Here is a 22,355-nt window from a genome sequence, read left to right as displayed (position 1 = left end):
CCGGACCTACCAAGATGAATCATGGCGACACCCCCCGCGAGGAACAGGCTTCCGGCGGGGCCTCCGGCATTGCGCGGCTGGTCCTCGGCTCGGCCAGCCCGCGCCGGCTGGAATTGCTGGCCCAGATCGGCATCCGCCCCGATGCCGTCCTGCCGGCCGATATCGACGAAACCCCGCACCGGCACGAGGATGCGCGCGACTACACCCGCCGCATGGCGCGCGAGAAGGCCGAGGCCCTTTCGGGTCAGGCCGAGGGCGCGATCCTTTGCGCGGACACCACCGTCACGGCGGGCCGGCGCATCCTCGGCAAGCCCGAGGATGCCGACGAGGCGCGAGCCTTCCTGCGCCTCCTTTCGGGCCGCCGCCACCGGGTCTTGACAGCCGTGGCGATGGCCTATCACGGCCGCCTGCACGAGCGTCTGGTCGAAACCACCCTCCGCCTGCGCCCGCTTTCCCCCGCCGAGATCGAGGATTACGTCGCCTCGGGCGAATGGCAGGGCAAGGCTGGCGGCTACGGCATTCAGGGCCGCGCCGGCAGCTTCGTCTTGTGGATGCAGGGATCTTACAGCGCCGTCGTGGGCCTGCCGCTGGCCGAAACCGCAACCTTGCTGGCCCATGCCGGCATTCGGGGAACCAATCCATGAAGGGACGCCAGATCGTTCTGGGCCAGGTCTTTGGCCGCGACGCCGCCGCGCTGATGCAGGACGGCCAGCTTGAGGATCTGATCATCGACGCGGGCGACGTCACGCCGCTCGCCCCCGGCGCGATCTGCCGCGCCCGCGTGGACCGGCTGGTCAAGGGACAGGGCGGCGTTTTCCTGCGCCTGCCCGAGGGTGAGCGCGGCTATCTGCGCGACCGCGGCGGCCTGCGCGAGGGGCAATCGCTGCTCGTCCAGATCAGCGGCAGCGCCGAAGACGGGAAGGCGATCCCCGTCTCTTCGCGCCTGAGCTTCCGCGGACGCCATGTCATCGTCACGCCGGGCGCGCCGGGCGTGAACATCTCGCGCCGGATCAAGGACGAGACCATCCGCGAGGAACTGGCCGCGCTTGGCGCCTCGGCGCTCGGCGACGCGCCGGACGCGCCGGGTCTGGTCTTTCGCAGCGCGTCGGCAACCGCCGACCCGGAACGCGTGGCCGAGGAACTGGGCGAGCTTCTGACCCTCGCCCGCAATGTCCTCGCCGATGACAGCGGCCAGCCCGAACTGCTGGTCGATGCGGCCGAGCCCGCCATTGCCGCCTGGAACGACTGGGCCGAGCCGGAACCCGATTCGGTCGAGGACGCGCCCGATTCGTTCGAGGTGACGGGGGCGACGGATGCGGTCGAGGCCATGCTCTCGTCCCGGGTCGAGCTTGGCGGCGGCGCCTGGGCCGAGATCGAGGCACTGCGCGCGCTGGTCGCCATTGACGTGAATACCGGCTCGGACACCTCGCCGGCGGCGGGTCTCAAGGCCAATATCGCCCTTGCGCGCGACCTTTCCCGGCAGCTTCGGCTGCGCGGCCTTGGCGGACAGATCGTGGTCGACTTCGCCCCGATGCCGAAGCGGGACCGCGGCACGCTGGAGCAGATCCTGCGCGCGGCCTTCAAATCCGAATCGTCCGAAACCGTGCTGATCGGCTGGACCGCGATGGGCCTTTACGAGATCAGCCGCAAGCGCGACCGGCTTCCCCTGCGCCGGCTGGCCGGGCTGGAGTCGCGCTGATGGCCTGCCCGATCTGCGGCAAGCCCGCCGTCGAGAAATACCGCCCCTTCTGCTCGCGCCGCTGCGCCGATGTCGACCTCGCGCGCTGGCTGAGGGGCGATTACCGCATCCCTGGCGAGCCGACCGGAGAGACTGATACAGAAGAGTGAAATTTCTGTCTTTTCGCTCTGGACATGGCGGCGCGGCTGGCCTAGTTACGCGCCTGCCGAAAGCGAAAGACAACGGCGCCCGGATAGCTCAGTTGGTAGAGCAGCGGATTGAAAATCCGCGTGTCGGTGGTTCGAATCCGCCTCCGGGCACCACTTTTTCCCCTTGAAATCGTTGGTGATTTGCAAACGCAAAGCTGTCTCCGTTAGTTAGGTTTGACGGTTTTTCGAGAAGGGTTTGACAACTTTCGTTCTGCGTTCGATCTCCGAATCCAGGAGCGAAGCTGTCGTTCGATTGCGTTCCGCCATGTCGGCATCACGCGAGTAGTGGATAGCCATGCTCTCGGTTTTTTGCCCGAGATAGTCGGCGATCTGCCGCGGCGTATAACCCGCCTCTCGCAGGATCGTGGCGACCGTGTGCCGCAGCCCCTTGAGCGTCAGATCGGCCGGGATATGGCCCGCCTCTACCTGCTTTGCGCGCCAGCGGTGCCAGACGGTTGAGAAGCCGTCATAGGTCCAGGGCGTGCCCTTGATCGTTGCAAGGACTGTTATCGCATCATGAGCTGGCGCGGCATCTAAGGCGACCTGCAGGCGCCCGTTGATCGGCAGCGGCACTGCCTGTCCGGTCTTGCCGCGCTGCGCCCAGATCACCCCGTTCTCGATCTTGTCACGGCGAAGCTTCAAAGCGTCGGACGGATCAAGGCCAGTGTTCGCCATCAGCGCCACAGCGGCCCGGATATGTGCGGGTGCAAGATCCAGCACCGTGTCGAGTTCCTGCACGGTCCACGGGCGGTTAGCCCGCGCCCTGCCCTTCGGTCGCGGCTTGGGAATGACGCCCACGGCGAAGTTCTCGCGGATTAACCCTTTAGGGATGCAGAACTTGAACACCTCCCCGAGGAAGGTTCGCAGCATGTTTGCTTGCCGCCAGCCGAGCTTGACCGATGCCTTGTCGTGAATCGCGGCAATCAACGGGGTATTCAGCGCAGAGACGGGCGTATCACCGATCGGCGCAAGGTAGTCGGCCACCTTGCGATAGTCCTTGCGGGTGCGTTCGGCCAGCGTGTCCCTGAAATGCTCGGTTGCGAAGTAGGTGGCGATCAGACCACCAAGCGTCCCGGCCTTCGGCTGCTTTGTCTCCAGCGCCTTCGCAAGCGCCGAAATCTTCTCGCACTCCGCGAGGAATGCCGCGCTGCCCAAAGGCGCGCGGTCCAGATCCACCTTATGTCCGGTCTTGCGGTGATAGCAGCGCGGCTTTCCGTGGCGGTCCTTGAAGATCTTGAAACCTGTGACGCGGATCAGGGTCATGCGAGCCTCCCGAGAATGGCGTCATGACTCGCATCGACAAATCCCGCCTTCTCGGTATCGATCCACTGGTCGAGGTCGCGCTTGTCCCAGAGGACGAAGCGCCCGCCCATGCTGACGGGCTGAACTGGACACAGCGCCTTGAAGTGCTTTGGCACCATCCCGCAATAGGACGCGGCTTCGGCTGCCGAAAGCATCCGCTTTTCCAAGACGGTCAGGTTTAGCGTTGCCGCAGCCATCGATCAGTACCCTCTCGATATGCGAAACTCAGCAGGCTTGAAGTCGAGAACCCGCTTTTTCGCTTCTCGCCCTCTCGCCGCACACGAATGGCTACAAAAACGCCGCGATGCGCGCCTGAGCCGAAAGCTGTCACCGCACCAGTTACAGACCCGATATCGCGTCGGATCGGAACGTATGCTGTCATAATGACACGTCTTGGAGCAGAACCTCTGCCCCTCTGCACTGGCCCGAAAGGGCTTATCGCAATGGGCGCAATTCCGCTTTCGCAGCATGCGCGCCAGATCTCTTGCAGAGCGCCAAGCGCAGACGCGGCTGCAGTACATGTATCCCCGATAATCTCGCCGCATGGGACCTTCGCAGAACAAGCATGTCTTACTCAGCCGTGCCGCGACCCGCGCGGACCTAAGCCGATCTGCCGTTCCGTCGCGGCAGCAATCGGGATTGCAGAACTTAACCCCCACTCGCCGGCTTGCCTCGATCGGCGCACCGCAGGACTGACAGACCCTGCCCGCGACCGCTTCTGCCCTTGCACGGCTAACCAGTTCCATGCGAGCGGCATTGCGGCAATGAGCATTACAATATTTCTGATTGGACCTTGCCGTGTCGAGTAATGCGCCTGCACAATGCTCGCATCGCGCGGTCAGATCGAGTCGATCGCCAGTTTGATCGCTAGACCCTCGCCCGCCACCAATCTCCGATAGTGGCGCTGTTGGGTCGCTCCAGCGCATAATCTGCTGCAGTATTTGTGATGCCCCTCTGGCAACTGGCAATGGCAGTTGATGCAGCGCGTCCGTTCGATCAGCAGCCCCTCGTGAACTACCCATTCCGGTTGCCCCTCGTTCCATTCCGGCCGTTCGGCCTCAAACCTGCCCTCCAGCACCCGGAAGGCATTAGCCAGCAGGTCGCGGGCCATCAGGTCAGCGGCGCTCCACCCCCATGCCTGTCGGCAGAGATCCTCTCGAATACCCGCTCTCATCGGCCCTTCCAGCCCCCAGAGCGAGCCGATGGCGCCAGCCTCAAATGCCATGTGCGTAACCGTCACCAGTTGCTCGACCAGCGCCCGATACCGCCCGCGGCCGAGCTTGCCACGGCGGGCATCGCGTGCCCACCGCTCATGCTGCCGGTCGAAACCAAGGGCGGGACCTTCAATCACGCAGCGGCCCTCATCTCGGCCTGCTGAATACGGAATGCCTCGGCCCGCGTTTGGGGTCCTTCCCCGATCCAAACCCAATCGAGCACAAAGCCAGACTGACCGCAGAAGGTCAGGAACTCGTCGCTGAACGAGTCGCCGTCGCCGCAGTCGACCAGGATAAGGTCAGGCGGGGTCAGGCCGCTTTGAGCGGCAACCAAGGCAAGTCGATCCTCCACGCCGGTCGGCATGGCAGGGTTATTCGCCCGCAGGCGCTTTTGCAGTTCCATGGCTTCCTCTCTTTCTCGTCAGGCCTTCATGGCCTCTTGACGCTCCATCCGCTCGCGCAGGCACGCCACAATCTCGGCCCCCTGCGATCGGACATTTCTCCGTGATTGAGCCTCTATCCATGCCTTAAGATCTGCAGGGATATTCAGCTTGAACTGTACGACATCGTTCATCGAGCCACCCCAAAACGGACAATTCATGTCCCTATATGGACAATAAATGTCCGTTGCGTCAAGGACAAATATTGTCCATCCATTCCGGCATGGATGAAGATGGTCGCCTAGTGCAATTCAAGCTTATGCTGCCCGCCGACCTTAAGTCGCGGGTGGAAGCCGCTGCAAAGAAAGCTCATCGGAGCCTCTCGCAAGAGATAGTTGCAACTTTAGAGGAGGAGTACCCACCTGACGGGTTCAGCCTGGACGAGTTCTTTTCAACTTGGATGGAACGGACGGACTATGGTGATGATCCCGAAGAAATGCGGAGGTTCGTGGAAGAAGCGGACGCCGTTCTCATGGCTAACATGCCTCGCTATTCAGTTTATCTAGTCCCCCGGGGGCCATCAGGGATCTTGACGGTCACCTTTGGCGAACGACGACATCGCCCCAGCGACTAGGCTGACGACCGGACGTAGTCAGGGATCTGCTTCAATAACACACTTGCACCTATCAAATTTGAGGATGCCCTCGCACCCAACCCGTAGTTTTCGGGTCGGCAACCCGTAGGAATCGGGTCGGAACCTGGGCCGAAAGGCCGCCGATTCTGCGCTCGCGCGTAGGAACGCTCCGACTTCGACCCGAAAACTACGGGTGAGGCGCATGCCTCAAAATCCGTCGACCGGACGCACTGTTGCAGCTAGATCAGGGGACTGTGGCGGAAAAAACACCGTAACTTGTGTCTGCGCCCAGATATAGACAGTTGGCGCCGCTGATCCGCTAGATTTTTCGATTCGGATCAGTTAGATAGAAAAATGCAGCCGGGATTCGTGGTCCCGACTGCATCTGAGAAATGCAGCCGTATCCAGCTGCGATTTGTGAATTCACGCTGGGGAGACTCCCACAGCATGGCTCCCAAGTCAAGGCGGATACCTATCACAACCGAAAGATAGGAGCCCGTGATGGCTACCAAACAATCGACGTCGAAGACCTCCACCCTGGCAAGCAAAGTGCTGAGCGGCAAAGTTAAGCCCACAGCATCGCAGGCCAAAACCCTCGCCGCTTCTGTCCTCTCGCAGGACGAGAAGAAGGGCAACAAGCGATAATACGAGGGCGGAGCTTAGGCTTCGCCCTTACAGCTTCCACGCCATTGCGTAGTCGGGTCTCCTGTCCCCCGACCATCAGGGGACAAGAGACCCGAAACTCGGACGTGGCAGCAATTGCAGGGCTCCACGGGGTGCGAGGATCGGGGGACTGCCGGTGAGGGGTCTTGATCCCATCGAGGAGCGCCGCTAGCATCATCATCAGGAGCGGCAATTCCTACCGACAACCCCGACCACCTTCTTACCGGGCAGCTCCGCTATCAGGGCTGCAACTCCAATCGCGAGCTGCCCGGCTTGAATCCTTCACCCCAGCACCGCATCCAAGAGCGCCGCGCTGAGAGGCTGCGCTGAGATCGGCGCCAGCACCTTAACCCCATCGGGCGCACGCACCCGCGCATAGGCCTGATCGAGCCAGGCGGCATCCATCGCCAGGAGTATCCCGACATGCTGGGGCCCGAGCGGCAGGCGCATCAGATCGCACCACGCGCGGATCTCTGAAGGCTGGATCGGGTTCGGCCCGGCCGGGTGATAGGTCCGCGTCGCGGAGATCGCCTGAAAGACGTTCCACAGCTCCCGCCCCGCCTCGGGCGGCGGACGGAGCGTGCCGGTCTGCGAGGCCTTCACCGTGGCGCAAAGCTGTTTTTCCAGTCGTTTCAATACATCCTCCTGCCTTGACCAAAGGACTTTGTTCTGACCATGGCGTTGTTTACCTCACGGACACTCTGCCCGACGATCGAGGGCGCGGCCCTCTGAACTTGCGCCGCCGCACGTTGATCCACGAAAGCGGTCAGGTTGCCGGTTTTGGGATCGACGCCGACCGTGATGTGAACGTTGGCACCTCCGTTCCCGCCCGGAGCGGTCTGCCCCTTGGTGTGATCCGTGACCGTCTCGCGCGGGTGCATGACGGCAAGGAAGCCTCCTTTGCCATCCACGCCCCCGGTTCTGGGGCCGTTGCCGGTATAGCCACCGCCATCAAAGCCCAGCAGCTTCCCGATGCCCGTGAATATACCCCCGGCGCCGCCGCCCGAAGCAGCCAACCCGGAAAACGCCTTGCTGATCATCGCCTGCGCGAGTTGGTCAAGAAGCTGGACGACCGCCCGCTTGGCAGCATCCGCCCCATCCAGAGCAGCCATAAAGATCCCCGCGACTGCATCGGCGCCCGCCTTCCCTGCCTCCTGAACCTCCCTTAGCCGATCGGCGGCCTCATCCGCCTTCTTCCCCGCCTGAGCATAAGCCTCCGCCAACTGATCGATCTGCGCCGCGAGTTCGGGCGTGATTGCTCGGCCCTCCTCTTGCGCCGCCGCCAAGAGCCGGGCCTTCTCGCTGGCATAGGACATCATGTCGCCGTAGCTTGCCCCGCTCAGCGCCGCGGCTGAGAGAACCTGCGCCTCGATGTTCAGGGCCTCGGTGCGTTCCCTGATCTGCTGCAGGTCACGGTCGAAGCCCTTGAGGCTGTCTCCGCCGCCAGCTTTCGATCGGGACGAACCGCCAGCCTTTCCGGCAGGCGCGCGGGCAGCATCGCCGGCAAGCGCCGCCTCGGCAAAGCCGCGCACATCGGAATCCGTCAGGGTGGCGCCCATGTCCTTGGCGCGCTTGCGCACCTCGGCCATTTCGCGATCCAGCGCGATCTGCTCTTTGGTGGCAGCGTTGCGGGCGGTCTCGGATGCCGTGAACTTGTCGTTGGCCTCGGCCATGGCCTTGGCGCTGTCCATGGACGCCTGTTCCGCCGCCTGCCGCTGGCGCATGGCGTCGAGGTCCTTCTGCCCCGCCGACACACCGGCCGCCGATGCCAGCGCCCCTTTGAGCCTGCCGGCCAGAGAGACGACCCCGGCAATCACCCCGCCGAGCCGACCAAGCTGAGAAATGACGCCCTCGAAGCTGGTTCGGTCGCCCGCCTCGAGCTCATCGAAAGCGTCGGTCGCGCGGGTGCGGATATCGTCCAGCTTGACCGCGAAGTCATCGCCGCCGATCGCGCCATCGCGGAAGGCCCGCACAAGCTCATCCTGTTCGGCCACCAGCCCCCGCAGCTGATCGGCAATCTCGCCATAGCCCCAGCTGTCCAGCTGCCCGATCGAGCCGCGCAAGGCGTTCCCGGCAACCGCTGCCTCCTCGGCCAGCGACTGATATTGCCCTTCCAGCGTGCCGAGTTCGGCCGCATGCTGATCGACGAGATCTCGGTTGCGGTTGAGGGCGTCATAGAGATCATCACCCAGAGCGGCGCGGCCCTCGGTCTCGTTGCTGAATACCTCGTCCAGCTTGGCGCGCATGTCGGCGATCTCAACCGCTGCATCGGCCGCGCCGACGATCACCCGCTTGAAGAAATTCCCCGCCGTGGTCTGCAAGTCGCGAAACCGCTGATCAAGATCCTGAGCCTTGGCAATCAGTTCATCGTCGAGGACGGCCCCGGTTTCGTGCGCGCGGGCGATGGTGTCGCGCAACCGGTCGTCGCCCTGCCCCAGCATCTCCACGAAGCGTTCGCCGCCCGTGCCGCCGAAGATCTCGTCCGCGATGCGGATCTGCGCCGCCCGGTCCATGCCTTCGAGGCGCTGCATGATCTCCAGCATCAGCGCCGAAGGGTCTTTCAGCTTCTTCTTCAGATCCTCGGCCCGGAAGCCCAGCCGCCCGAAGGCCTCGGCCGCAGGCCCGACGCCCGTGGTGATGAACTCATCCGCGCGCAGCGACAGTTCCTTGAAGCCGTCAACCAGTGCATCGACGCTGATCCGGTTCGCCTCGGCGACGTATTTCCATTCCTGAAAGGCCTGCGCCGACAAGCCGGCCCGCTTGGCCTCGTTGCCGATCTGGGCAATGCCCTGCACGACCTGCCGCGAACTGCTGACGATCTCGGCCATGCCGCCGACAGCCAGCCCGCCGAGGAAGCCCCCGGCCAGAGATTTGCCGAGGCTGCCGACGCTGCCGGTGACGCTGGCGACGGATTGCTTGATGCTGTTGGCCGATCGCGCCATGTCCTGTTCCATCTGCCTTGTGGCAGAGCGGGAATTGCGGCGCAGACCTTGATAGGTGCGGGTGCCGGTGTTCTCGGCCCGCTTCATCGACTTCTCGAAATCGTTGATCCGCGCTTCCAGCCGCACGACAAGGCGTTCGTCATCTGCCATCTTTGCCTCCTATACGGGCGACCAAAGGTCTTCGGTGAACCAGGTTGCCCTGGTCGTCAGGACGTTCTCATTTGCCGAGGCGCGGGCCACAGCCATGGCCGAAGCCACCGCGCCATCGATCGAAAGCCAGCGTTTGGGCTTGGTGAATTTCACGACATGTCCATGGTCGTTGCGCTTCACCACGACATTGGCGAAGCAATGCCGCAGGACGGGATGCCCGCCATGGAAGAACTCGCCGCCCAGGAGCGCCCGCTCCAGTTCCAACACCGCGGGCATCATCAGCGAGGGCACCTGCCGGAAGTCCACCGCTGGCAACCCGGCCTCCAGGATCTTCGGTTGCACCTGCCGCGCCATGTGCGGGTCGAAGGCAATTTCCTGCACATTGAACTCCTCGCAGAGTTCGATGATCCGGCTTTCGATCTCGGCATAGTCGATCACTGAACCGGCGGTGGCCGTGATCAGTCCATCGTCATGCCAAGCCTGATAGGGGGCGCCGGAACGATCCTCGCGGGCGCTGATGCCGTCCTCGTCGTCAAGGGAGGCCTCGCCCCCGTCCGTCTTGTCGAGGGCCTCCTGCGGGCAGAAGAACCACGGCTTGACGAAATAGCCATCCGCGGTGCGCCAGCAGGCCACGATCACCGAGAGGTCAACCGTCGAGGACAGGTCAACGCCGAGCCAGCACGGCTCATCCCGCAAGGCGTCCAGATCATAGTCCTTGGCCCCGGCGTCATAGATATCCATGTCCACGAAGGGATCGGTCGAGGCGTCGAGCCAGATATTAAGCTTGAGCTGTTTGAGAGACTGCCGCTCGCCGACGCCGCGCTGCGCGCGCTTGGCATGGTCTCGAAATTTCCGCAGGCTGGGATAGCCATACTGGAGGCCGGGGTTCACCCGATGCCACAGGGCCTCATCCTCCCAGTCATCGCGGCGATCGGCTTCAAACAGGATAGGCAGAATCGAGGGATCATCCACATTGCCGCGGGCGACGTTGCGGGCATCCTCGAAGAACTCCCAGGCGAGATTGTCCTGTCCCCTGCCGGCGGTCGATGCCACCACCAGCAGGCTGTTGTCGATCTTATCGAGGCCGGTGGTCAGGGCCTCCCAAAGATCGCGCCCCTTCCAAACGTGGATTTCGTCCGCCAAGACGAAGCCGGGCGTCTCGCCATGCTGGCGCCCGCCGTCGCTGGACACGACTTCAAGTTGCGCCCCGTCCTTGCGATAGCGGATCATCTTCGGAGCATTGAACGCATCGTGGATCTTGGTCGCCGCCACAAGGCGCTTATCCTCGCGGATGATGCCCGCCGCCTCGCGGAAGCCGATGCCGGCCTGCTTGCGGTCAGACGCAGCAAAGGTCGCCATGCCATTCGGCACCCGCTCCGGGCCGAGGGTATGCAGCAGCGCCAGCGCCGCCGACAGCGAGGTCTTACGATTACCGCGTGGCAGCAGCAGCGCAACACGCCCAACGATGCGAGCGCCATCCTCATGCCGCGGGCCATAGATCCGCCGTACGATCCTCTCCTGCCACGGATCAAGCTGGAACGCGCGATTCGGCAAGATGGATTTCGGGTGCCGCAGAGCGCGCAGGAATCTCACCGCACGCTCGCCATGCCCGAAGGGATCGGGGATCTCCGATCCGTCATAGATCCATTCCGGGAAGGTGCCAGCCATCAGCCCATCTCCAGCGGGTTCGCGGTATCGTCTTGGTCGCCATCGTCGCGGATCGTCGGGCGGGACCGGCTGACGGGGGTAAGGCCAAGTTCTGCGGCAAGCTGACGGGCCGAGGCCATCGCCTTGTCCTGCAAGCGTGCCAGCTTCAGCATCATATCGGGTTCCTGCCCCAACTGGATCAGTGCCTCGGTCTCGCGCACGCGGCCGATGCAGATGCAGTAATTCTCCAGCCCGCCGAGATCGGCGTCGGTCAGGATGCGTCGCTCAGTCAGGATCGGCATCACCCGGTCCCATTCCTTGCGGGCCTCCTCGGCCAGCCAGTCGGGCGCGGCCAGAGCGGCAGTTAGTGCGTCAACGTCTTCGCGCAGTTGCGGCTTGGTGCCCTTCACTCCGGCCACCTCACGCAGCGAAGCTCAATCCCCTTGCGGCGCCCGATCGGCGTCACCTGCTTGATGTTGAAGGCCTGGAAGTTCCAGACAAGCCGATGCTTGGTTGTGACGTCAAAGAACCGGGCGCGGAAGATCACCACCTCCTCGTCACTGGCACCGAAGCCGCGAATGAACTCCTCGGTCGTCTGGTCCACGCGTTCGGCCCGCAGTTTGGCAACGGCACGCCAGACCTCGACCGGCGTGCCGGCATCGTTGATATCCGTCGTCGCCCGATCGATGCGGATGGTTTCGACCAGCTTGCCCGACTTCACGCCACGGCCTCCGATACCAGAACTTCGACCACCACGACGCCATGGGAATGCTCGCCGTCAGGGTCGCGCAGGAAGCGCATCGAGGAGACCAGCGTATCGGCGCAATGCAGGCCCGGAGCCAACACTAACCGAGCGGAGCGGACCGCGCTGCGGATCGCCCCGGCGATGGTCTTGACGCCCTCCAGCGAGGGTTCCTTCTTCCAGACATGCAGTGTGTGATAGACGCGCGTATGGGCGCGGCGCAGGCTGGTGCCCTCGTCCAGAGCCTGACTGTCACCCAGAAGAATTGCTGGCAAGGTCGAGGGGCGCTGGTTCGCATCGACAATCTGCGCCGCGGGCACGCCGACGGCATAAGTCGTGAGCCTGGCACGGATGGCCTTCTGAACCTCAAGATCGATATTCATTTCGCTTCTCTGATAGCTTTGCTGACAGCGCGCTTGATGGCGCTCAGGGCGCGCTTGCGACCGAGGCGGAAGCCGGGCCAGAAGAAGGGCTGCGCGCCGTGATGCGTGGTGCCGTATTCCTGCAGATGCGGATAGCGAACATCGGTATTACCGACGGTGATCACCACCTGGTTCGGCGGCACGATCATCGAACCGCCCGGCTGCGAATAGGCCGGTGTGGCCTCCCCCGGCCCGGTGACGGCGATGCTCGACTTGAGGTCAGGGGCGCTTGTCGCCGGATCGTCCGGGGCAAGGCTGCGCTGGATCTCGGCCACGCCATTCGCGGCTTTGATCAGCGCCGGCTTAACTGCCCGCCGCGCTTCCCGGGGAATCGCTTCCATGCGCCGCTGGAACCTCGCGAGGCCACCGTCATCAGCCATCAGAACGTCCATTCGCGATGCTGGTTGATGATTTCGCGAACGCCAAATGGCAATTCGCGCGACAGATCCGTCACGGCTTCACGGTTCTCATACCACCATGCGGCCAGTTGCATGACCGCTTCTCTCAGCGCGGCTGGCACGTTCTCACCCCCGTAAGTGTTCGGAGAATACGGCGGCCACCGCGTGCGCATGCGGAATCCAAGCTCCCGATCGATGAAGTTCTCGGCGGCCTCAATCTTGCCCTGGATCATCCAATCGTCGTCACCATTATCCATGGTGAGGCCGAGTTGCCGCTTGACCTCACCGATATCGATCAAAATTGCTTCCATGTCAGCTGGCCTCGCTGCGGGTGATCTGGGATGTGGGTTGCAAGGTAACTTCCGTCCTGATCACGCTGTTGGCCGCGTCGAAAACTTCGCCGATCGCCATGACCAGCCCAAACCATCGGCGGGTGAGCACGCCGCCGGGCAGCACAAGCCGAAACGGATAGCTGAGGCTGGAGCGCGACGCCGCCCAGATGAGGGCCTGCCCCGGATCTGCGGGATCATCGCCCAGGATGATCTGCATGGGCTGGCGGCGAAGGACGCCCTTGAGGGTTCCGACCTCGCCGATCGCCATATCGGAGACCTCGACCGCCTCCCATTCGACGCCAAGGACGCCAAGGGCCTCGGGCTCCGCGACCTCGACCCAGCCGGAAGCCGGGAACGCCCCCGGCACTTCTGCCGGGGCATCCGCGATGTAAAGGCGAGATCCAGCGGTCGGGTAAAGCACGATCAGGCCGCGTCCGCGTCAACCTTGACGATATTCGAGTTCACCCAAAGGCTGACGTTGAGCTTCAGGACGCTGTTCGCAGTATCGTATTGCTCCGTCGCCGCTGCCACCTTGGCGACGAAATAACGCTCGGAAGGCGTGCCGCCGGCCGGCGCATCGTTCAGCACCATCTTGAACGCGTAATCGTGCGGGGTCTTTTCCGCCGCGATCACGGCGATCTGGCCGGGGTCGGCATAGTCGATCCCGCAGACCACTTCCATGGTGCCGGCATTGCGGGTGCCTTTCAGGCGCCGGGTCCGGGACGAATTGATGCCGTCAAAGGCAATCTCGGCCGAGGTATCGCCGACGGTGCCCAGCCCCTCGGTCTCGCCGACCTCGACCCATCCCGTGGTCGGGAAATCCGAAAGGATGAAATCGGTTTGCTTGGCGGCCAGCGCAGCACCGATGAAGATCTTGGTACCGTTCGTCGCATAGATAGTCATGGGGTCAGTTCCTTGTGATGTTGCGCCGCTCTCTTGCGGCTTCCATTGCGTTGCAACTGCGGCAGCCGGGGCGCCAGTTGGCCGGGTCCATGCGCAGGTCGGGGCGCATGCGAATGGATTGAATGTGCATAACGACGACGGCGGTGGCCCGCTGGCAGCGGGCACAAACCCTGTTCTCCGGACGGGCGAGAAAGGCCTTCGCCTGTCGCTCCCATGTGCCGTCGTAGCCGCGCTGGCTGCTGCTGGGCCGCTTCTTGTCGTGGGCCGCATTGCGCTGTGCCGCGCGCCTCGCCTGGCACGAGCAGACGGTTCCCGCCGGAACCAGCTTGCCGCATGAACAAATGCGAGGCGCGCGGCCAGGCATCAGACCACCATCGCCAGCTTGCGGAAGGCGGTCGGACGAACCACCCCAGCACCGACACGGCGACGGGCGTGATAGCGCATCAGGCCGTTCACCCGCACACTGTAGGGGTCCGCAAGGACCGACAGCGACAGGCGGTCATAGATCCGGTAGCCACGCTTGAAGTCGCCGAAGATGATGGGTTCGGCATCGGCGGCAATGTCGGGCATGTCCACCGCCTCGACAACCGGGCGGCCGAGGATGGTTTCCGGCTGGCCGGCCTGATAGCTGGGCTGCCACAGATAGCGGCCATCGCCATCCTTGAGCGTCCTGATCACGCCCAGCGTGGTGCCGTTCATGACCCAGGTGCCGGCCTGCCGATAGGTCGCGGGCAGCGCATACATCAGCGCAATCAGCGCATCGGGCGACACATTGGCGGCATGGCCGTTATCGGTGGTGACGATATCGGCATTAGCCATGAAGCCCGAGGGCTCCAGCGCCAGAGCGCCGTTGACGAAGGCCGCGCTTTCCTTTTGCCCGAAGTCCTCGGCCAGCGCGAGATTGACCTCGGAAAGCACGTTCGCGCTATCCTCGGCCAGTTGCAGCGACAGATCCACGAAGGTCGCCAGTTCCTTCACGTCGAGGTCAGCCTGATCGAAGCCCGGTTCGCTGCCGGTGCGCGCGGTGGTTTCACCGACCCAGACCGCGTTCGTGACGCTGGTCCGCTGGGGCAGGATCACCTTGGCCGCCGTGGTCGAGCGCACATCCGCGATCTGACGGATGGGCGAGTACTCGACCAGGTTGCGGATGAACTCGCTCTCGACCTGTTCCGGCGCGAGGATATGGTTCGCGGTGTCGCTGGCCGTGGTCAGCGCCTTGCCCTCGACCTTGCCCGAGCGCAAGTATTCCACGAAGGCCGTTTTCTGCTCGTCCGGCTGATCCTCTGCTTTTTCGGTCGCGGGCCGGTTCATCTTCGCTTCCAGTTTGTCGAGCCGGGCAATGATCGGCGCGGTGTCGGCCTTCTTTTCGATCTCGGTCATCTTGGCTTCGAGCGCCGCGATGCCTTGATCTTCAGTTTGTTCAGTCATGGTCATGTCCTTTGCTGAGGTGATGCGCGCGCCGGGATGCATCGGCACCGCGACCACGGAGATTTCGAGAAGGTCGACGGCATGAAGATCCCGACCGCCGCCACGCCGCGCCGCCTTGCGCGTCGCCTGGTAGCCGATCGACAGGCCCTGAATTGCCTTGGCCAGGATAAGGTCGCGGATCTCGCGCGCCCGTTGCACCGACAGGGTGAGCTGACCTTTGACCGCCAGACCCGCGGGGGTCTCGACACCCTCCTGCCAGACACCAATGACCTCGGCCTGATCGTGACCTGCGAGCATGGGAATCGGAAAAGACGCGCCAGCGAAGGCGCCCTTGTGGACGACATCACCGCCACGATCGACGGTGCCAAACACCGAGGCCAGACCCTCGATCCGGCCCTCGTCATCGACGCTGAAAGCGGCCTTGCTCTCGATGCGATCCATCAGCGCCCCCGCATGAAGGGGGCGCGATCGCCCGCCATGGCGTCGACCTGTTGGCGGACCCACTGCGCGGCGCGAAGGACGCGAAGGACGTTCGCCTGATTGAAGGGCAGCGCCTCGCCGTCCTCGACAATCTCCCAGCCGAGGATGCAGCGTGCCAGGCTGTTCAGCCTGCATTTCTCGCGAGCGGCAGCACTCACCTTGCCCTCATCGTCGGCAGCCTCGGCCAGATCATCCACCATCCTCAGCCGGGCGCGCGACTGGGTGGCGCTGTCCGGACCGGCGACGAGAAAGCGGATGCCAGTCGCCTTGCCCGTCACCGGGTCGACCAGATCAAACCATCGGCCGCGGTCCTGATCTTCGGCATTGGAGAGAATGTCATTCAGATGCATTGTCGTCCTCGGGGCTGCGCTCATTTTTGAGCGGATCGGAGACGTCCCCAGTTTTGGGGGCATCTGCCGCGCTGATATTTGGGTTCAGGTACTCGTCGCCGCCGTCGCGCGGCGGCAGACCAAGCCAAGATCTGCCCTCGTTCGGATTGATGGTGCGCGAGCTGATGAGGCTGTTGATGGTGGTGGCGCGGGTCGCCAGATCGGCTCGGGTGAGGTCATCACGGTCGAAGCGGATGACGTGGGTCGCACGTTCCTCGTCCGAGAACAGCGCCCGGCGCAGCGCACCTTCCAGCCCGCGCAGCCACGGTTCCAGGGTATAGGACAAGAACTCGCGTCCCTTCTGTTCCGAGTTCGACCAGGTGGCGCGAGACAGGTCGCCCACCATCGGCGCCGGGATGTTGAAGGCTCGCGCGATCTCCTCGATCTGGAACCGGCGATTTTCGAGGAACTGTGAATCGGTCGAGTTGAAGGTGTAGGGCTCGAACGTCATCCCGTCATAAAGGATCGCGGTGCGGCCCTGATCCTCGCCCTCATGCGCCACACGCCATGCAGCGCGGGCGGCCTTGATGGCTTCCTCACCCAGCCCTTTAGGGATCAGCAGCGCACCCGAGGGACGAGCCCCGCGCGTGAACAGCTTGCCGGCATGACGATCGAGTGCAACCGCGATACCGATCGCCTCACGCGCCAGCGACAGCGGGGCACGATCGAGGGGCGGCAAGAGGTGGATCACGTCGCGGGCCGGGACCGGGCGATTGATCAGGCGGTAGAGACGCTCGCCGGTATCCAGATCCACGTCGAATTGCAGGGTGGACTGGCGATAGCGTATGATCTCGCGCGGTTCTCCGTTCACCCGGTTGACCCATGCAAGCCCGCCCGCATCGCTCATCAGCGCGTCGCGGACGATCTGGCGGATCAGTTCGAAGCCCGTGGTCCAGTCGTTCGCCTCGCCCCGCAGCAGCGGCAGCAGGGGGTGGTCGGGAATGTCCACCTCGTCCTGCCCCTCGATCCGCTTGACGTAAATGTCCAGAGAGGCCACGGCCTCCGAGATCAGCTGGATCGCGTTCGCGACCACTGGCACCCTCAGCGCGTCAGCTTGGCTGACCACGATGCCCGTCGATGTGGTTTCCGTGAGCCCAAACGCCGCCAGCAGCGCCGCATCGGGCGAGGCAAGCGACTTTTGCTCGGGCTGGACGGTCTTGCGGGAGAAGGGCCAAATACGCATAGACCAGTTTATGCGTGATGCGGGGCCTTCGCGGTAAGCTGGTAAAACCTAGGAAATCGTTGGAAGTCGAGGGATTTCGCAGTCAGGGCTTGCGGCGAAGCCAGGCCAGAAGCTCCGAACGGAAAGCGAAATAGCTGCCCGATCCGGCCGGGCGATAGATTGGCACCTCGGGAAGTCTCGCAAGCGCCCGCGCCTTGTCGACCGAAACGCCCAGCACCTCGGCGATCTGCGGAAGGCCCCAGATCTTCCGCTCGGGCTCAAGAACCGCATCGACACGCCACCGATCGAGGGGTGGGAAGTCGTGTTTCATATGCACGGCGAAATCTCCAATTCTGTCATATCTTGCGCGCTGCTCCCCGCGCCGGTCCCCGCCATAAGGGCAAAGTTCCAGACCACCCCCGGCCCTCACATGACCTTCTGGCAGATCACCTTCATCCAAGCGCCGCCCTCGACGGGCAGGACCCGACGCACGCGATACACGCCCATTTCCTTGTCGATGAGGGTGACACCGCGCACGACGCTGGACAGGGCCACGCGATCAGCCCGGATACGGATCACATGTGCGCCGGCCGCGTGAAGGAAGAAGCCGTGCACCGCCTTGGTGCCATCCCGTGTCTGGATCGAGAAGTTGAACTCCATGTCGGAGCCGGTCTGTTCTTCGGGATCGCGCCAATTTTTCCCCCAGCGGATGACGGCACTGTCTGCCATCGCGCCTGCTGCGCTCCCGTTCTTAGAAAGTCGGTGAATTCTCACGCCGTATACCCTTTCAGTGGTTGACTGACAAATTGTGGTCCGGGACCGACCAGATCACTGGTCATCCTCCCCACATTGCAGCGCATCGACCCGCGTCACACTCGTCACACCCCTATAGGGTGGTGTGACGGATGTGACGGCTGCGGGGGCCTCGTCACAGTGCGAAATTGTGACACCGTGTGACGGATGTGACGGCTGATCCGCAGGCGAAACGCACCAAACCATGCCATCAACGACCCGAATAATCTCCTTGTCTTGCAGGCGAGATTTTATGCGCATGAAGGCCGTACGCTGCGCGCTGGCACTCTCCCCACTGGACAGCGAATGCCGATCGCACATGGCCCGCCAAGCCTCCAGCGTGACGCACTGCCGATTGGCCGGGAATAGCGGGCTGTGCATGACCTTGCCATGCATCGCCAAAGCATCGGAGAGGGCTTGCAGGGCTATCTTGTCGCCCCCGGTGAGCCTGACCTTCCTGGGTGCGGCTTCGGCCTCTTCGATCACGGCAGAGGTGATCTTATCCCCATCCTCATCATGCCCGATGAACACAGATTTCAGGCTGTAGGAAAACACCCCATCGCAGGCCATGTCGCGCTGTTTGCGAGTCTCGGCAGTCACTACGCTTTCGGCACGCGTCAACTCAATCTCGGTATCGGCCGCGGCCCGCAGGCTACCTGATCCACGCGCACCCTTGCTGGCATCCTTGCCGCTATGGTGAATAATCATGACGTGCGCGCCTGTCGCCTCACGCAGCTGATCGATGCTCTTGATGAACTTGCCCATGTCCTGCGCGGTGTTCTCGTCACCGGAGCCCATGGATCGCGCGAGCGTGTCCACCACGATGAGAGACGGCGCCTGTTCAAAATCGGCGCGTATCATCTCGATAAGGTGAGCGGCATCCTGCGAAGTGCACAGGTCCAGGCCGACCTTCATCAGCGCGAAGTTTCTACCGACTGCCTTGATGAGATCGGGTCTGTCCCTGCGCATCGCCTCGATCCGGCTGTTGATGCCGTATCCGCCCTCACTTGCGATATAGAGAACCGGTCCCGCCCATTTGTCGGCCGTGGGTACGCGGTTCCCGTGCCAGTCCATTCCTGCTGCAACATGCATCGCGAGATCGAGGGCAAAGAACGTCTTGCCGACGTTGCTTTCGCCATAGACGACGCTGGAAGTGCCGCGATCCAACCACCCTTTGACCAGATAGCGAGACTTGAGGACCGGCTTCACCTCGGTGATGCGACGCGTAAAGCGAGCCAGCTCCTTCGCACGCGGCGTCGCATCCTCCATGAAAGGATTTGTGCCCGGCACCGGGTCCATGCGCTCCAGTTCGGCAAAATCATTGTGCTGATGAACAGTCATGCCGAGGCCCCCGTGATGTAGTTTAGAAAGGCCTTCCGGTCCTCCAGGGGCAGCCGACGATAGCACGCCAGCATGTAGGCCTTCTTCTCGGCGCGGGTTGAGTTGTCAGCCCACCAGCCGGCCTCCTCCATCAGAAGCCCGTAGGACGACTGGGGCCAACCGGGCCTCAGAGCGTCGAGCATCGTTTCAAGGAAAAGGATCTGATCGGCAGGATCGCAGTCTGCTACGGCCTTAGCCAGGTTGCTTGCCTTGGTATTGCGAGTTGCGTTAGAATCGAACCAGTCCCAAAAGCTCTCGATATCGGTCCCGGTTGCGCCCGCCAGCGCGCCGGGATTTTCGCTTTTAGCCTCCGGGAGAGGTTTGACACCTTCCGCGTAAGCGATTGATTTTCTGTTGCCGGTTTGACGCGACGCACCTTCGCAAGACACTGTTTCCGAAGCCTTAGCCCCGGATTGAAAATCCGCGTGTCGGTGGTTCGAATCCGCCTCCGGGCACCACTTTTTCCCCTTGAAATCGTTGGTGTCTTACCTGCGCAGGCAGGCCGGTCCGTATGGCCCTGCATTCGCCCCCTCGGACAATCAGGTTGATCGTCGCACGGCAGGATGTTCGGCAGCGTGCGCCGCGGCACCTTCCAGGGGCCCCCACACCGCCCCCCTCTCACTCCGCACCGCGGCCCAGAAGCCTGCGAAGATAGGAGACGCTTTCCGCCAGCGCCTCGTCCACGCCCGAATACCTCGGGTGCAGGTAGTCGAACTCGATGGCCAGCAGACCGTCGAACCCCGCGGCCTTCAGCCGTTCGATCGCGAAGGGAATGTCGATCAGGCCGCTGCCCGTCGCCACGCTGGGCCAGAAACCGAAGCTGCGCGGGCTGCCGCGATAGGCGGTGATGTCCTTCAGATGCACGGCCTTCGCATAGGGGGCCAGCAGTTCGATGACGGTATCGGGATCCTCGAACATCCGCAGATTGTTCGCAGTATCAAGGCACACGCCCAAAGCGGGATGGGCCGCGGCTTCGATCAACTCGGCCAGTTCCTCGGCGGAGAAATCGATATGGTTCTCGACCGCCAGGACCACGCCGCGAGCGGCCGCGTGGTCCGCCGCCCTTCGCAGCAGGGGTAGCAACAGCGCCTTGTGCTCATCCCATTCCAGCGTGCGTGTCCCCCGCCCACCGGCGCAGATCCGCATGACGCGCGCCCCGACCGAGGCCGCGTGATCGGCATGCCGGCACAGATCCTCCAGTGCCTCGGGGGTGGTGCCGCTGCCCAACCCCTTCGGATGGCCCCAGGCCCACATCCGGTCGAGCGAGGCGGCGTCCAGCGCCTCGCGCAGCGCGTCGAGATCGGCCGGTTCGGGACTCGCGACCATGAAGGATTCGATCGAAACGCCCTCGACACCATGGGCCACGGCACGGTCGATGAAATCCCGAAGGCTCATCGGGGCCTCCGGCTCGGTTTCGAGCTGCGGATAGACCTCTCCGAAAAAGCGGTGATAGCAGTATCCGTCGATCGCTATTTTCATCTCGTCCCTATTTCTGTTTGCCGCCGGAGAAATGACTTGGTCGCATCTTCGTAACAAAGCCTCAACACTCTCGATCCATTCTCACGCAGCGGGGCAATAGAATCGGTTGGAGAGGTCGCGGCCAATTCATTCGATATGGACATGGAAAAACTTCCGGCGGCAGAAATCGTCCTCAAGTTGACGGGTGACCGGGCACATATCCAAAAGCGTGTCGTGGAGCCGCACGCTCAGCGTAAAATCGCCGAGATCCCGACACCAGATTGCAGCTATCCGCCTGAGAGGTGGCATACTCCTCGAAGCAGGTGTGATTTGACGCAATTGTCTGTCTAGTTCCCGCCAGGAATGGCCCTCATCCATCAGCTTTGCCGGAGACCAAAATGGCAATCGTAAACGGATCAAACACGGATAACATAATCCGCGGCACTGCAGCGAGCGACGTGCTCTCGGGCCTTGGTGGCGCCGATGTGTTCTATTGGCGAGGTGGGATCGGAAACGACACCATCCATGGCGGAGATACCAACGACAAATACGACATCAATCCCTATACCCCCAATAATCCGGGCGGGGACCGGCTGGTTCTGGAAGGCAACCAGGGCGCTACCATCACCTTCCGCACGACCGAGGCCGGAACCGCCAAGATCGGCGGGAATACCCTGACCTTCACGGGAATTGAACGCGTCTGGGGCACTGCGGGGAATGATGTGGTCGATGCCAGCAAGGCAAAGCTGAACGCAGCGCATGACGGCACGCCGGGCCATGGCCTGACCATCATCACCCGTGGCGGACATGACAGTATCATCGGCTCGGCCTTCGACGACATCATTGATGGTGGCGCCGGGAATGACACGATCCGCGCCGGTGGTGGCGCGGATTTCATCCAGTCCAGCACCGGAAACGACCTGATCTATGGCGGCCCGGGTGGCGAGAATATCCGCTGGGGCAATGGCGATGCCAACCATCGGCCCGGCAATGACACGATCTATGGCGGCGCCGATAACGACCTGATCAATATCTGGATCAAGCAGGGCGATACCGATGAGAACGACGCCATCGGCGTCAATGGCGTCTCGGTGACGATCAACCAGATCAACAGCGAGAGCAGCTTTGCCGGACGGGCGAGCACCAATATCGGCGGCGCCTCGAACCTGCGCTTCTTCGAGTTCGAGCTGGGCTGGACCCATGCCGGAAACGATACGGTCAATGGGGCGGCCGCGAAGGTCGCGGCAAATCAGGCGGGTTTCAACTTCAACACCCGTTGGGGGCATGACGTGCTGACCGGCAGCCGCGGCAATGACACGCTGGTCGCCGACGAGGGCAAGGACACGATCACCGGCGGGGCCGGACGCGACCAGTTGTGGATCGGCGAGGGAAATAGCGGCGATGGTGACCGCGACGTCATCATCCTACGCGCCGGCGATGGGCAGGATACCATCTATGGCTTCGACACCGGGCTTGATGTGCTGAACCATGGCGGGCGCAGCTTCTCGGCGCGCGAGGTCTCGGGCGGCACCCTGCTGACCTTTGCCGGCGGCAGCGATACGGTCCTGCTCTCGGACGTGTTCGATTTCATCTGAGCGCGAACCAGACAGGTCAGAAGAAACGCCGGGCGCCTGATCGCGCCCGGCCTTG

Annotated in this window: 28 protein-coding genes and 1 tRNA gene; 7 read left to right on the top strand and 22 right to left on the bottom strand. The window is 63.2% G+C overall.

The window, feature by feature from the left end; translation table 11 throughout:
- The first annotated feature begins 14 nt into the window (after positions 1 to 14).
- The 4 genes from VNQ78_RS07065 to VNQ78_RS07050 all read left to right on the top strand — a co-directional run bounded on the left by VNQ78_RS07065 (position 15) and on the right by VNQ78_RS07050 (position 2,001).
- Positions 15 to 644 (top strand): Maf family protein, encoded by a 630-nt coding sequence (locus VNQ78_RS07065; protein ID WP_325688070.1) that lies wholly within the window; start codon positions 15 to 17, stop codon positions 642 to 644.
- Entirely contained in the window at positions 641 to 1,699 is a 1,059-nt protein-coding gene (locus VNQ78_RS07060) for a ribonuclease E/G (RefSeq protein ID WP_325688068.1), read from the top strand. The genes VNQ78_RS07065 and VNQ78_RS07060 overlap by 4 nt, the downstream gene beginning before the upstream one ends.
- Positions 1,699 to 1,848 carry a DNA gyrase inhibitor YacG gene (locus tag VNQ78_RS07055; protein ID WP_325688066.1) on the top strand — a complete coding sequence of 50 codons (150 nt, stop codon included), beginning with the start codon at positions 1,699 to 1,701 and terminating at the stop codon, positions 1,846 to 1,848. Before VNQ78_RS07060 ends, VNQ78_RS07055 begins: the two co-directional genes overlap by 1 nt.
- Before the next feature lie 77 nt (positions 1,849 to 1,925).
- A tRNA-Phe gene (locus tag VNQ78_RS07050) sits at positions 1,926 to 2,001 on the top strand.
- A gap of 54 nt (positions 2,002 to 2,055) precedes the next feature.
- On the opposite strand, the gene VNQ78_RS07045 is transcribed toward VNQ78_RS07050, so the two are convergent.
- From VNQ78_RS07045 to VNQ78_RS07030, 4 genes are all read right to left on the bottom strand, one after another.
- Positions 2,056 to 3,150 (bottom strand): tyrosine-type recombinase/integrase, encoded by a 1,095-nt coding sequence (locus VNQ78_RS07045; protein ID WP_325688064.1) that lies wholly within the window; start codon positions 3,148 to 3,150, stop codon positions 2,056 to 2,058.
- The gene (locus VNQ78_RS07040; protein ID WP_325688062.1) at positions 3,147 to 3,386 is read right to left on the bottom strand and encodes a hypothetical protein; all 240 of its coding nucleotides are present in this window, start codon (positions 3,384 to 3,386) and stop codon (positions 3,147 to 3,149) included. The genes VNQ78_RS07045 and VNQ78_RS07040 overlap by 4 nt, the downstream gene beginning before the upstream one ends.
- Positions 3,387 to 4,027: 641 nt before the next feature.
- Entirely contained in the window at positions 4,028 to 4,414 is a 387-nt protein-coding gene (locus VNQ78_RS07035; RefSeq protein WP_325688060.1) for a hypothetical protein, read from the bottom strand.
- Between the two features lie 122 nt (positions 4,415 to 4,536).
- Positions 4,537 to 4,806, bottom strand: a complete 270-nt coding sequence (locus tag VNQ78_RS07030; protein ID WP_325688058.1) for a hypothetical protein — start codon at positions 4,804 to 4,806, stop codon at positions 4,537 to 4,539.
- A gap of 242 nt (positions 4,807 to 5,048) precedes the next feature.
- On the opposite strand from VNQ78_RS07030, the gene VNQ78_RS07025 reads away from it, so the two are divergent.
- Positions 5,049 to 5,417, top strand: coding sequence for a hypothetical protein (locus tag VNQ78_RS07025; RefSeq protein ID WP_325688056.1), 369 nt, complete (start codon positions 5,049 to 5,051; stop codon positions 5,415 to 5,417).
- A gap of 501 nt (positions 5,418 to 5,918) precedes the next feature.
- Positions 5,919 to 6,062, top strand: coding sequence for a hypothetical protein (locus tag VNQ78_RS07020; RefSeq protein WP_325688054.1), 144 nt, complete (start codon positions 5,919 to 5,921; stop codon positions 6,060 to 6,062).
- Between the two features lie 300 nt (positions 6,063 to 6,362).
- Here VNQ78_RS07020 and VNQ78_RS07015 read toward each other — a convergent pair whose 3' ends face one another.
- The 18 genes from VNQ78_RS07015 to VNQ78_RS06930 all read right to left on the bottom strand — a co-directional run bounded on the left by VNQ78_RS07015 (position 6,363) and on the right by VNQ78_RS06930 (position 20,726).
- Positions 6,363 to 6,716 (bottom strand): phage tail assembly chaperone, encoded by a 354-nt coding sequence (locus VNQ78_RS07015; protein WP_325688052.1) that lies wholly within the window; start codon positions 6,714 to 6,716, stop codon positions 6,363 to 6,365.
- A complete protein-coding gene (locus VNQ78_RS07010) occupies positions 6,713 to 9,172 on the bottom strand; it encodes a phage tail tape measure protein (RefSeq protein WP_325688050.1) in 2,460 nt (819 codons plus the stop codon). The genes VNQ78_RS07015 and VNQ78_RS07010 overlap by 4 nt, the downstream gene beginning before the upstream one ends.
- A gap of 9 nt (positions 9,173 to 9,181) precedes the next feature.
- A complete protein-coding gene (locus VNQ78_RS07005; RefSeq protein ID WP_325688048.1) occupies positions 9,182 to 10,840 on the bottom strand; it encodes a terminase large subunit in 1,659 nt (552 codons plus the stop codon).
- On the bottom strand, positions 10,840 to 11,229 hold the full coding sequence (locus VNQ78_RS07000; RefSeq protein WP_325688046.1) for a phage terminase small subunit P27 family: 390 nt from the start codon (positions 11,227 to 11,229) through the stop codon (positions 10,840 to 10,842). The genes VNQ78_RS07005 and VNQ78_RS07000 overlap by 1 nt, the downstream gene beginning before the upstream one ends.
- Positions 11,226 to 11,540 carry a head-tail adaptor protein gene (locus VNQ78_RS06995; protein ID WP_325688044.1) on the bottom strand — a complete coding sequence of 105 codons (315 nt, stop codon included), beginning with the start codon at positions 11,538 to 11,540 and terminating at the stop codon, positions 11,226 to 11,228. Before VNQ78_RS06995 ends, VNQ78_RS07000 begins: the two co-directional genes overlap by 4 nt.
- On the bottom strand, positions 11,537 to 11,944 hold the full coding sequence (locus VNQ78_RS06990; RefSeq protein ID WP_325688042.1) for a DUF3168 domain-containing protein: 408 nt from the start codon (positions 11,942 to 11,944) through the stop codon (positions 11,537 to 11,539). Before VNQ78_RS06990 ends, VNQ78_RS06995 begins: the two co-directional genes overlap by 4 nt.
- Positions 11,941 to 12,375 carry an HK97-gp10 family putative phage morphogenesis protein gene (locus VNQ78_RS06985; RefSeq protein ID WP_325688040.1) on the bottom strand — a complete coding sequence of 145 codons (435 nt, stop codon included), beginning with the start codon at positions 12,373 to 12,375 and terminating at the stop codon, positions 11,941 to 11,943. Before VNQ78_RS06985 ends, VNQ78_RS06990 begins: the two co-directional genes overlap by 4 nt.
- The gene (locus VNQ78_RS06980; protein ID WP_325688038.1) at positions 12,363 to 12,692 is read right to left on the bottom strand and encodes a head-tail connector protein; all 330 of its coding nucleotides are present in this window, start codon (positions 12,690 to 12,692) and stop codon (positions 12,363 to 12,365) included. Before VNQ78_RS06980 ends, VNQ78_RS06985 begins: the two co-directional genes overlap by 13 nt.
- A 1-nt stretch (position 12,693) precedes the next feature.
- Positions 12,694 to 13,134, bottom strand: coding sequence for a hypothetical protein (locus VNQ78_RS06975; RefSeq protein WP_325688036.1), 441 nt, complete (start codon positions 13,132 to 13,134; stop codon positions 12,694 to 12,696).
- A 2-nt stretch (positions 13,135 to 13,136) separates the two neighbouring features.
- Positions 13,137 to 13,616, bottom strand: coding sequence for a hypothetical protein (locus VNQ78_RS06970; RefSeq protein ID WP_325688034.1), 480 nt, complete (start codon positions 13,614 to 13,616; stop codon positions 13,137 to 13,139).
- A gap of 363 nt (positions 13,617 to 13,979) precedes the next feature.
- Positions 13,980 to 15,485: a phage major capsid protein gene (locus tag VNQ78_RS06965; protein WP_325688031.1), complete on the bottom strand. Its 1,506-nt coding sequence runs from the start codon at positions 15,483 to 15,485 to the stop codon at positions 13,980 to 13,982.
- Entirely contained in the window at positions 15,485 to 15,874 is a 390-nt protein-coding gene (locus tag VNQ78_RS06960; RefSeq protein WP_325688029.1) for a hypothetical protein, read from the bottom strand. Before VNQ78_RS06960 ends, VNQ78_RS06965 begins: the two co-directional genes overlap by 1 nt.
- Positions 15,861 to 17,096, bottom strand: coding sequence for a phage portal protein (locus VNQ78_RS06955; protein ID WP_325688027.1), 1,236 nt, complete (start codon positions 17,094 to 17,096; stop codon positions 15,861 to 15,863). Before VNQ78_RS06955 ends, VNQ78_RS06960 begins: the two co-directional genes overlap by 14 nt.
- 82 nt (positions 17,097 to 17,178) lie before the next feature.
- Positions 17,179 to 17,406, bottom strand: a complete 228-nt coding sequence (locus VNQ78_RS06950) for a DNA-binding protein (protein ID WP_325688109.1) — start codon at positions 17,404 to 17,406, stop codon at positions 17,179 to 17,181.
- Between the two features lie 95 nt (positions 17,407 to 17,501).
- Positions 17,502 to 17,804 carry a hypothetical protein gene (locus tag VNQ78_RS06945; RefSeq protein WP_325688025.1) on the bottom strand — a complete coding sequence of 101 codons (303 nt, stop codon included), beginning with the start codon at positions 17,802 to 17,804 and terminating at the stop codon, positions 17,502 to 17,504.
- 99 nt (positions 17,805 to 17,903) lie between these two features.
- Positions 17,904 to 19,208 (bottom strand): helicase RepA family protein, encoded by a 1,305-nt coding sequence (locus tag VNQ78_RS06940; protein ID WP_325688023.1) that lies wholly within the window; start codon positions 19,206 to 19,208, stop codon positions 17,904 to 17,906.
- Positions 19,205 to 19,636 carry a hypothetical protein gene (locus VNQ78_RS06935; RefSeq protein ID WP_325688020.1) on the bottom strand — a complete coding sequence of 144 codons (432 nt, stop codon included), beginning with the start codon at positions 19,634 to 19,636 and terminating at the stop codon, positions 19,205 to 19,207. Before VNQ78_RS06935 ends, VNQ78_RS06940 begins: the two co-directional genes overlap by 4 nt.
- A gap of 229 nt (positions 19,637 to 19,865) precedes the next feature.
- The gene (locus VNQ78_RS06930; RefSeq protein ID WP_325688018.1) at positions 19,866 to 20,726 is read right to left on the bottom strand and encodes a sugar phosphate isomerase/epimerase family protein; all 861 of its coding nucleotides are present in this window, start codon (positions 20,724 to 20,726) and stop codon (positions 19,866 to 19,868) included.
- Positions 20,727 to 21,103: 377 nt separating this feature from the next.
- Here VNQ78_RS06930 and VNQ78_RS06925 point away from each other — a divergent pair, with 377 nt between their 5' ends.
- Entirely contained in the window at positions 21,104 to 22,300 is a 1,197-nt protein-coding gene (locus VNQ78_RS06925; RefSeq protein WP_325688016.1) for a calcium-binding protein, read from the top strand.
- Positions 22,301 to 22,355 lie beyond the last annotated feature (55 nt).

The organism is Paracoccus sp. (in: a-proteobacteria), from assembly GCF_035556475.1.
GTDB lineage: Bacteria > Pseudomonadota > Alphaproteobacteria > Rhodobacterales > Rhodobacteraceae > Paracoccus.
The sequence above is the reverse complement of the archived record's forward strand: the minus strand, read 5'-3'. Positions and strand labels throughout refer to the sequence as shown.

What these genes read in the sequence shown, in the direction of transcription:
- VNQ78_RS07065 (WP_325688070.1), top strand. Translation starts at nt 15, where the DNA reads ATGAATCATGGCGACACCCCCCGCGAGGAACAGGCTTCCGGCGGGGCC.
- VNQ78_RS07060 (WP_325688068.1), top strand. Translation starts at nt 641, where the DNA reads ATGAAGGGACGCCAGATCGTTCTGGGCCAGGTCTTTGGCCGCGACGCC.
- VNQ78_RS07055 (WP_325688066.1), top strand. Translation starts at nt 1,699, where the DNA reads ATGGCCTGCCCGATCTGCGGCAAGCCCGCCGTCGAGAAATACCGCCCC.
- VNQ78_RS07045 (WP_325688064.1), bottom strand. Translation starts at nt 3,150, where the DNA reads ATGACCCTGATCCGCGTCACAGGTTTCAAGATCTTCAAGGACCGCCAC.
- VNQ78_RS07040 (WP_325688062.1), bottom strand. Translation starts at nt 3,386, where the DNA reads ATGGCTGCGGCAACGCTAAACCTGACCGTCTTGGAAAAGCGGATGCTT.
- VNQ78_RS07035 (WP_325688060.1), bottom strand. Translation starts at nt 4,414, where the DNA reads ATGGCATTTGAGGCTGGCGCCATCGGCTCGCTCTGGGGGCTGGAAGGG.
- VNQ78_RS07030 (WP_325688058.1), bottom strand. Translation starts at nt 4,806, where the DNA reads ATGGAACTGCAAAAGCGCCTGCGGGCGAATAACCCTGCCATGCCGACC.
- VNQ78_RS07020 (WP_325688054.1), top strand. Translation starts at nt 5,919, where the DNA reads ATGGCTACCAAACAATCGACGTCGAAGACCTCCACCCTGGCAAGCAAA.
- VNQ78_RS07010 (WP_325688050.1), bottom strand. Translation starts at nt 9,172, where the DNA reads ATGGCAGATGACGAACGCCTTGTCGTGCGGCTGGAAGCGCGGATCAAC.
- VNQ78_RS07005 (WP_325688048.1), bottom strand. Translation starts at nt 10,840, where the DNA reads ATGGCTGGCACCTTCCCGGAATGGATCTATGACGGATCGGAGATCCCC.
- VNQ78_RS06990 (WP_325688042.1), bottom strand. Translation starts at nt 11,944, where the DNA reads ATGAATATCGATCTTGAGGTTCAGAAGGCCATCCGTGCCAGGCTCACG.
- VNQ78_RS06985 (WP_325688040.1), bottom strand. Translation starts at nt 12,375, where the DNA reads ATGGACGTTCTGATGGCTGATGACGGTGGCCTCGCGAGGTTCCAGCGG.
- VNQ78_RS06980 (WP_325688038.1), bottom strand. Translation starts at nt 12,692, where the DNA reads ATGGAAGCAATTTTGATCGATATCGGTGAGGTCAAGCGGCAACTCGGC.
- VNQ78_RS06970 (WP_325688034.1), bottom strand. Translation starts at nt 13,616, where the DNA reads ATGACTATCTATGCGACGAACGGTACCAAGATCTTCATCGGTGCTGCG.
- VNQ78_RS06965 (WP_325688031.1), bottom strand. Translation starts at nt 15,485, where the DNA reads ATGGATCGCATCGAGAGCAAGGCCGCTTTCAGCGTCGATGACGAGGGC.
- VNQ78_RS06960 (WP_325688029.1), bottom strand. Translation starts at nt 15,874, where the DNA reads ATGCATCTGAATGACATTCTCTCCAATGCCGAAGATCAGGACCGCGGC.
- VNQ78_RS06955 (WP_325688027.1), bottom strand. Translation starts at nt 17,096, where the DNA reads ATGCGTATTTGGCCCTTCTCCCGCAAGACCGTCCAGCCCGAGCAAAAG.
- VNQ78_RS06950 (WP_325688109.1), bottom strand. Translation starts at nt 17,406, where the DNA reads ATGAAACACGACTTCCCACCCCTCGATCGGTGGCGTGTCGATGCGGTT.
- VNQ78_RS06945 (WP_325688025.1), bottom strand. Translation starts at nt 17,804, where the DNA reads ATGGCAGACAGTGCCGTCATCCGCTGGGGGAAAAATTGGCGCGATCCC.
- VNQ78_RS06940 (WP_325688023.1), bottom strand. Translation starts at nt 19,208, where the DNA reads ATGACTGTTCATCAGCACAATGATTTTGCCGAACTGGAGCGCATGGAC.
- VNQ78_RS06930 (WP_325688018.1), bottom strand. Translation starts at nt 20,726, where the DNA reads ATGAAAATAGCGATCGACGGATACTGCTATCACCGCTTTTTCGGAGAG.
- VNQ78_RS06925 (WP_325688016.1), top strand. Translation starts at nt 21,104, where the DNA reads ATGGCAATCGTAAACGGATCAAACACGGATAACATAATCCGCGGCACT.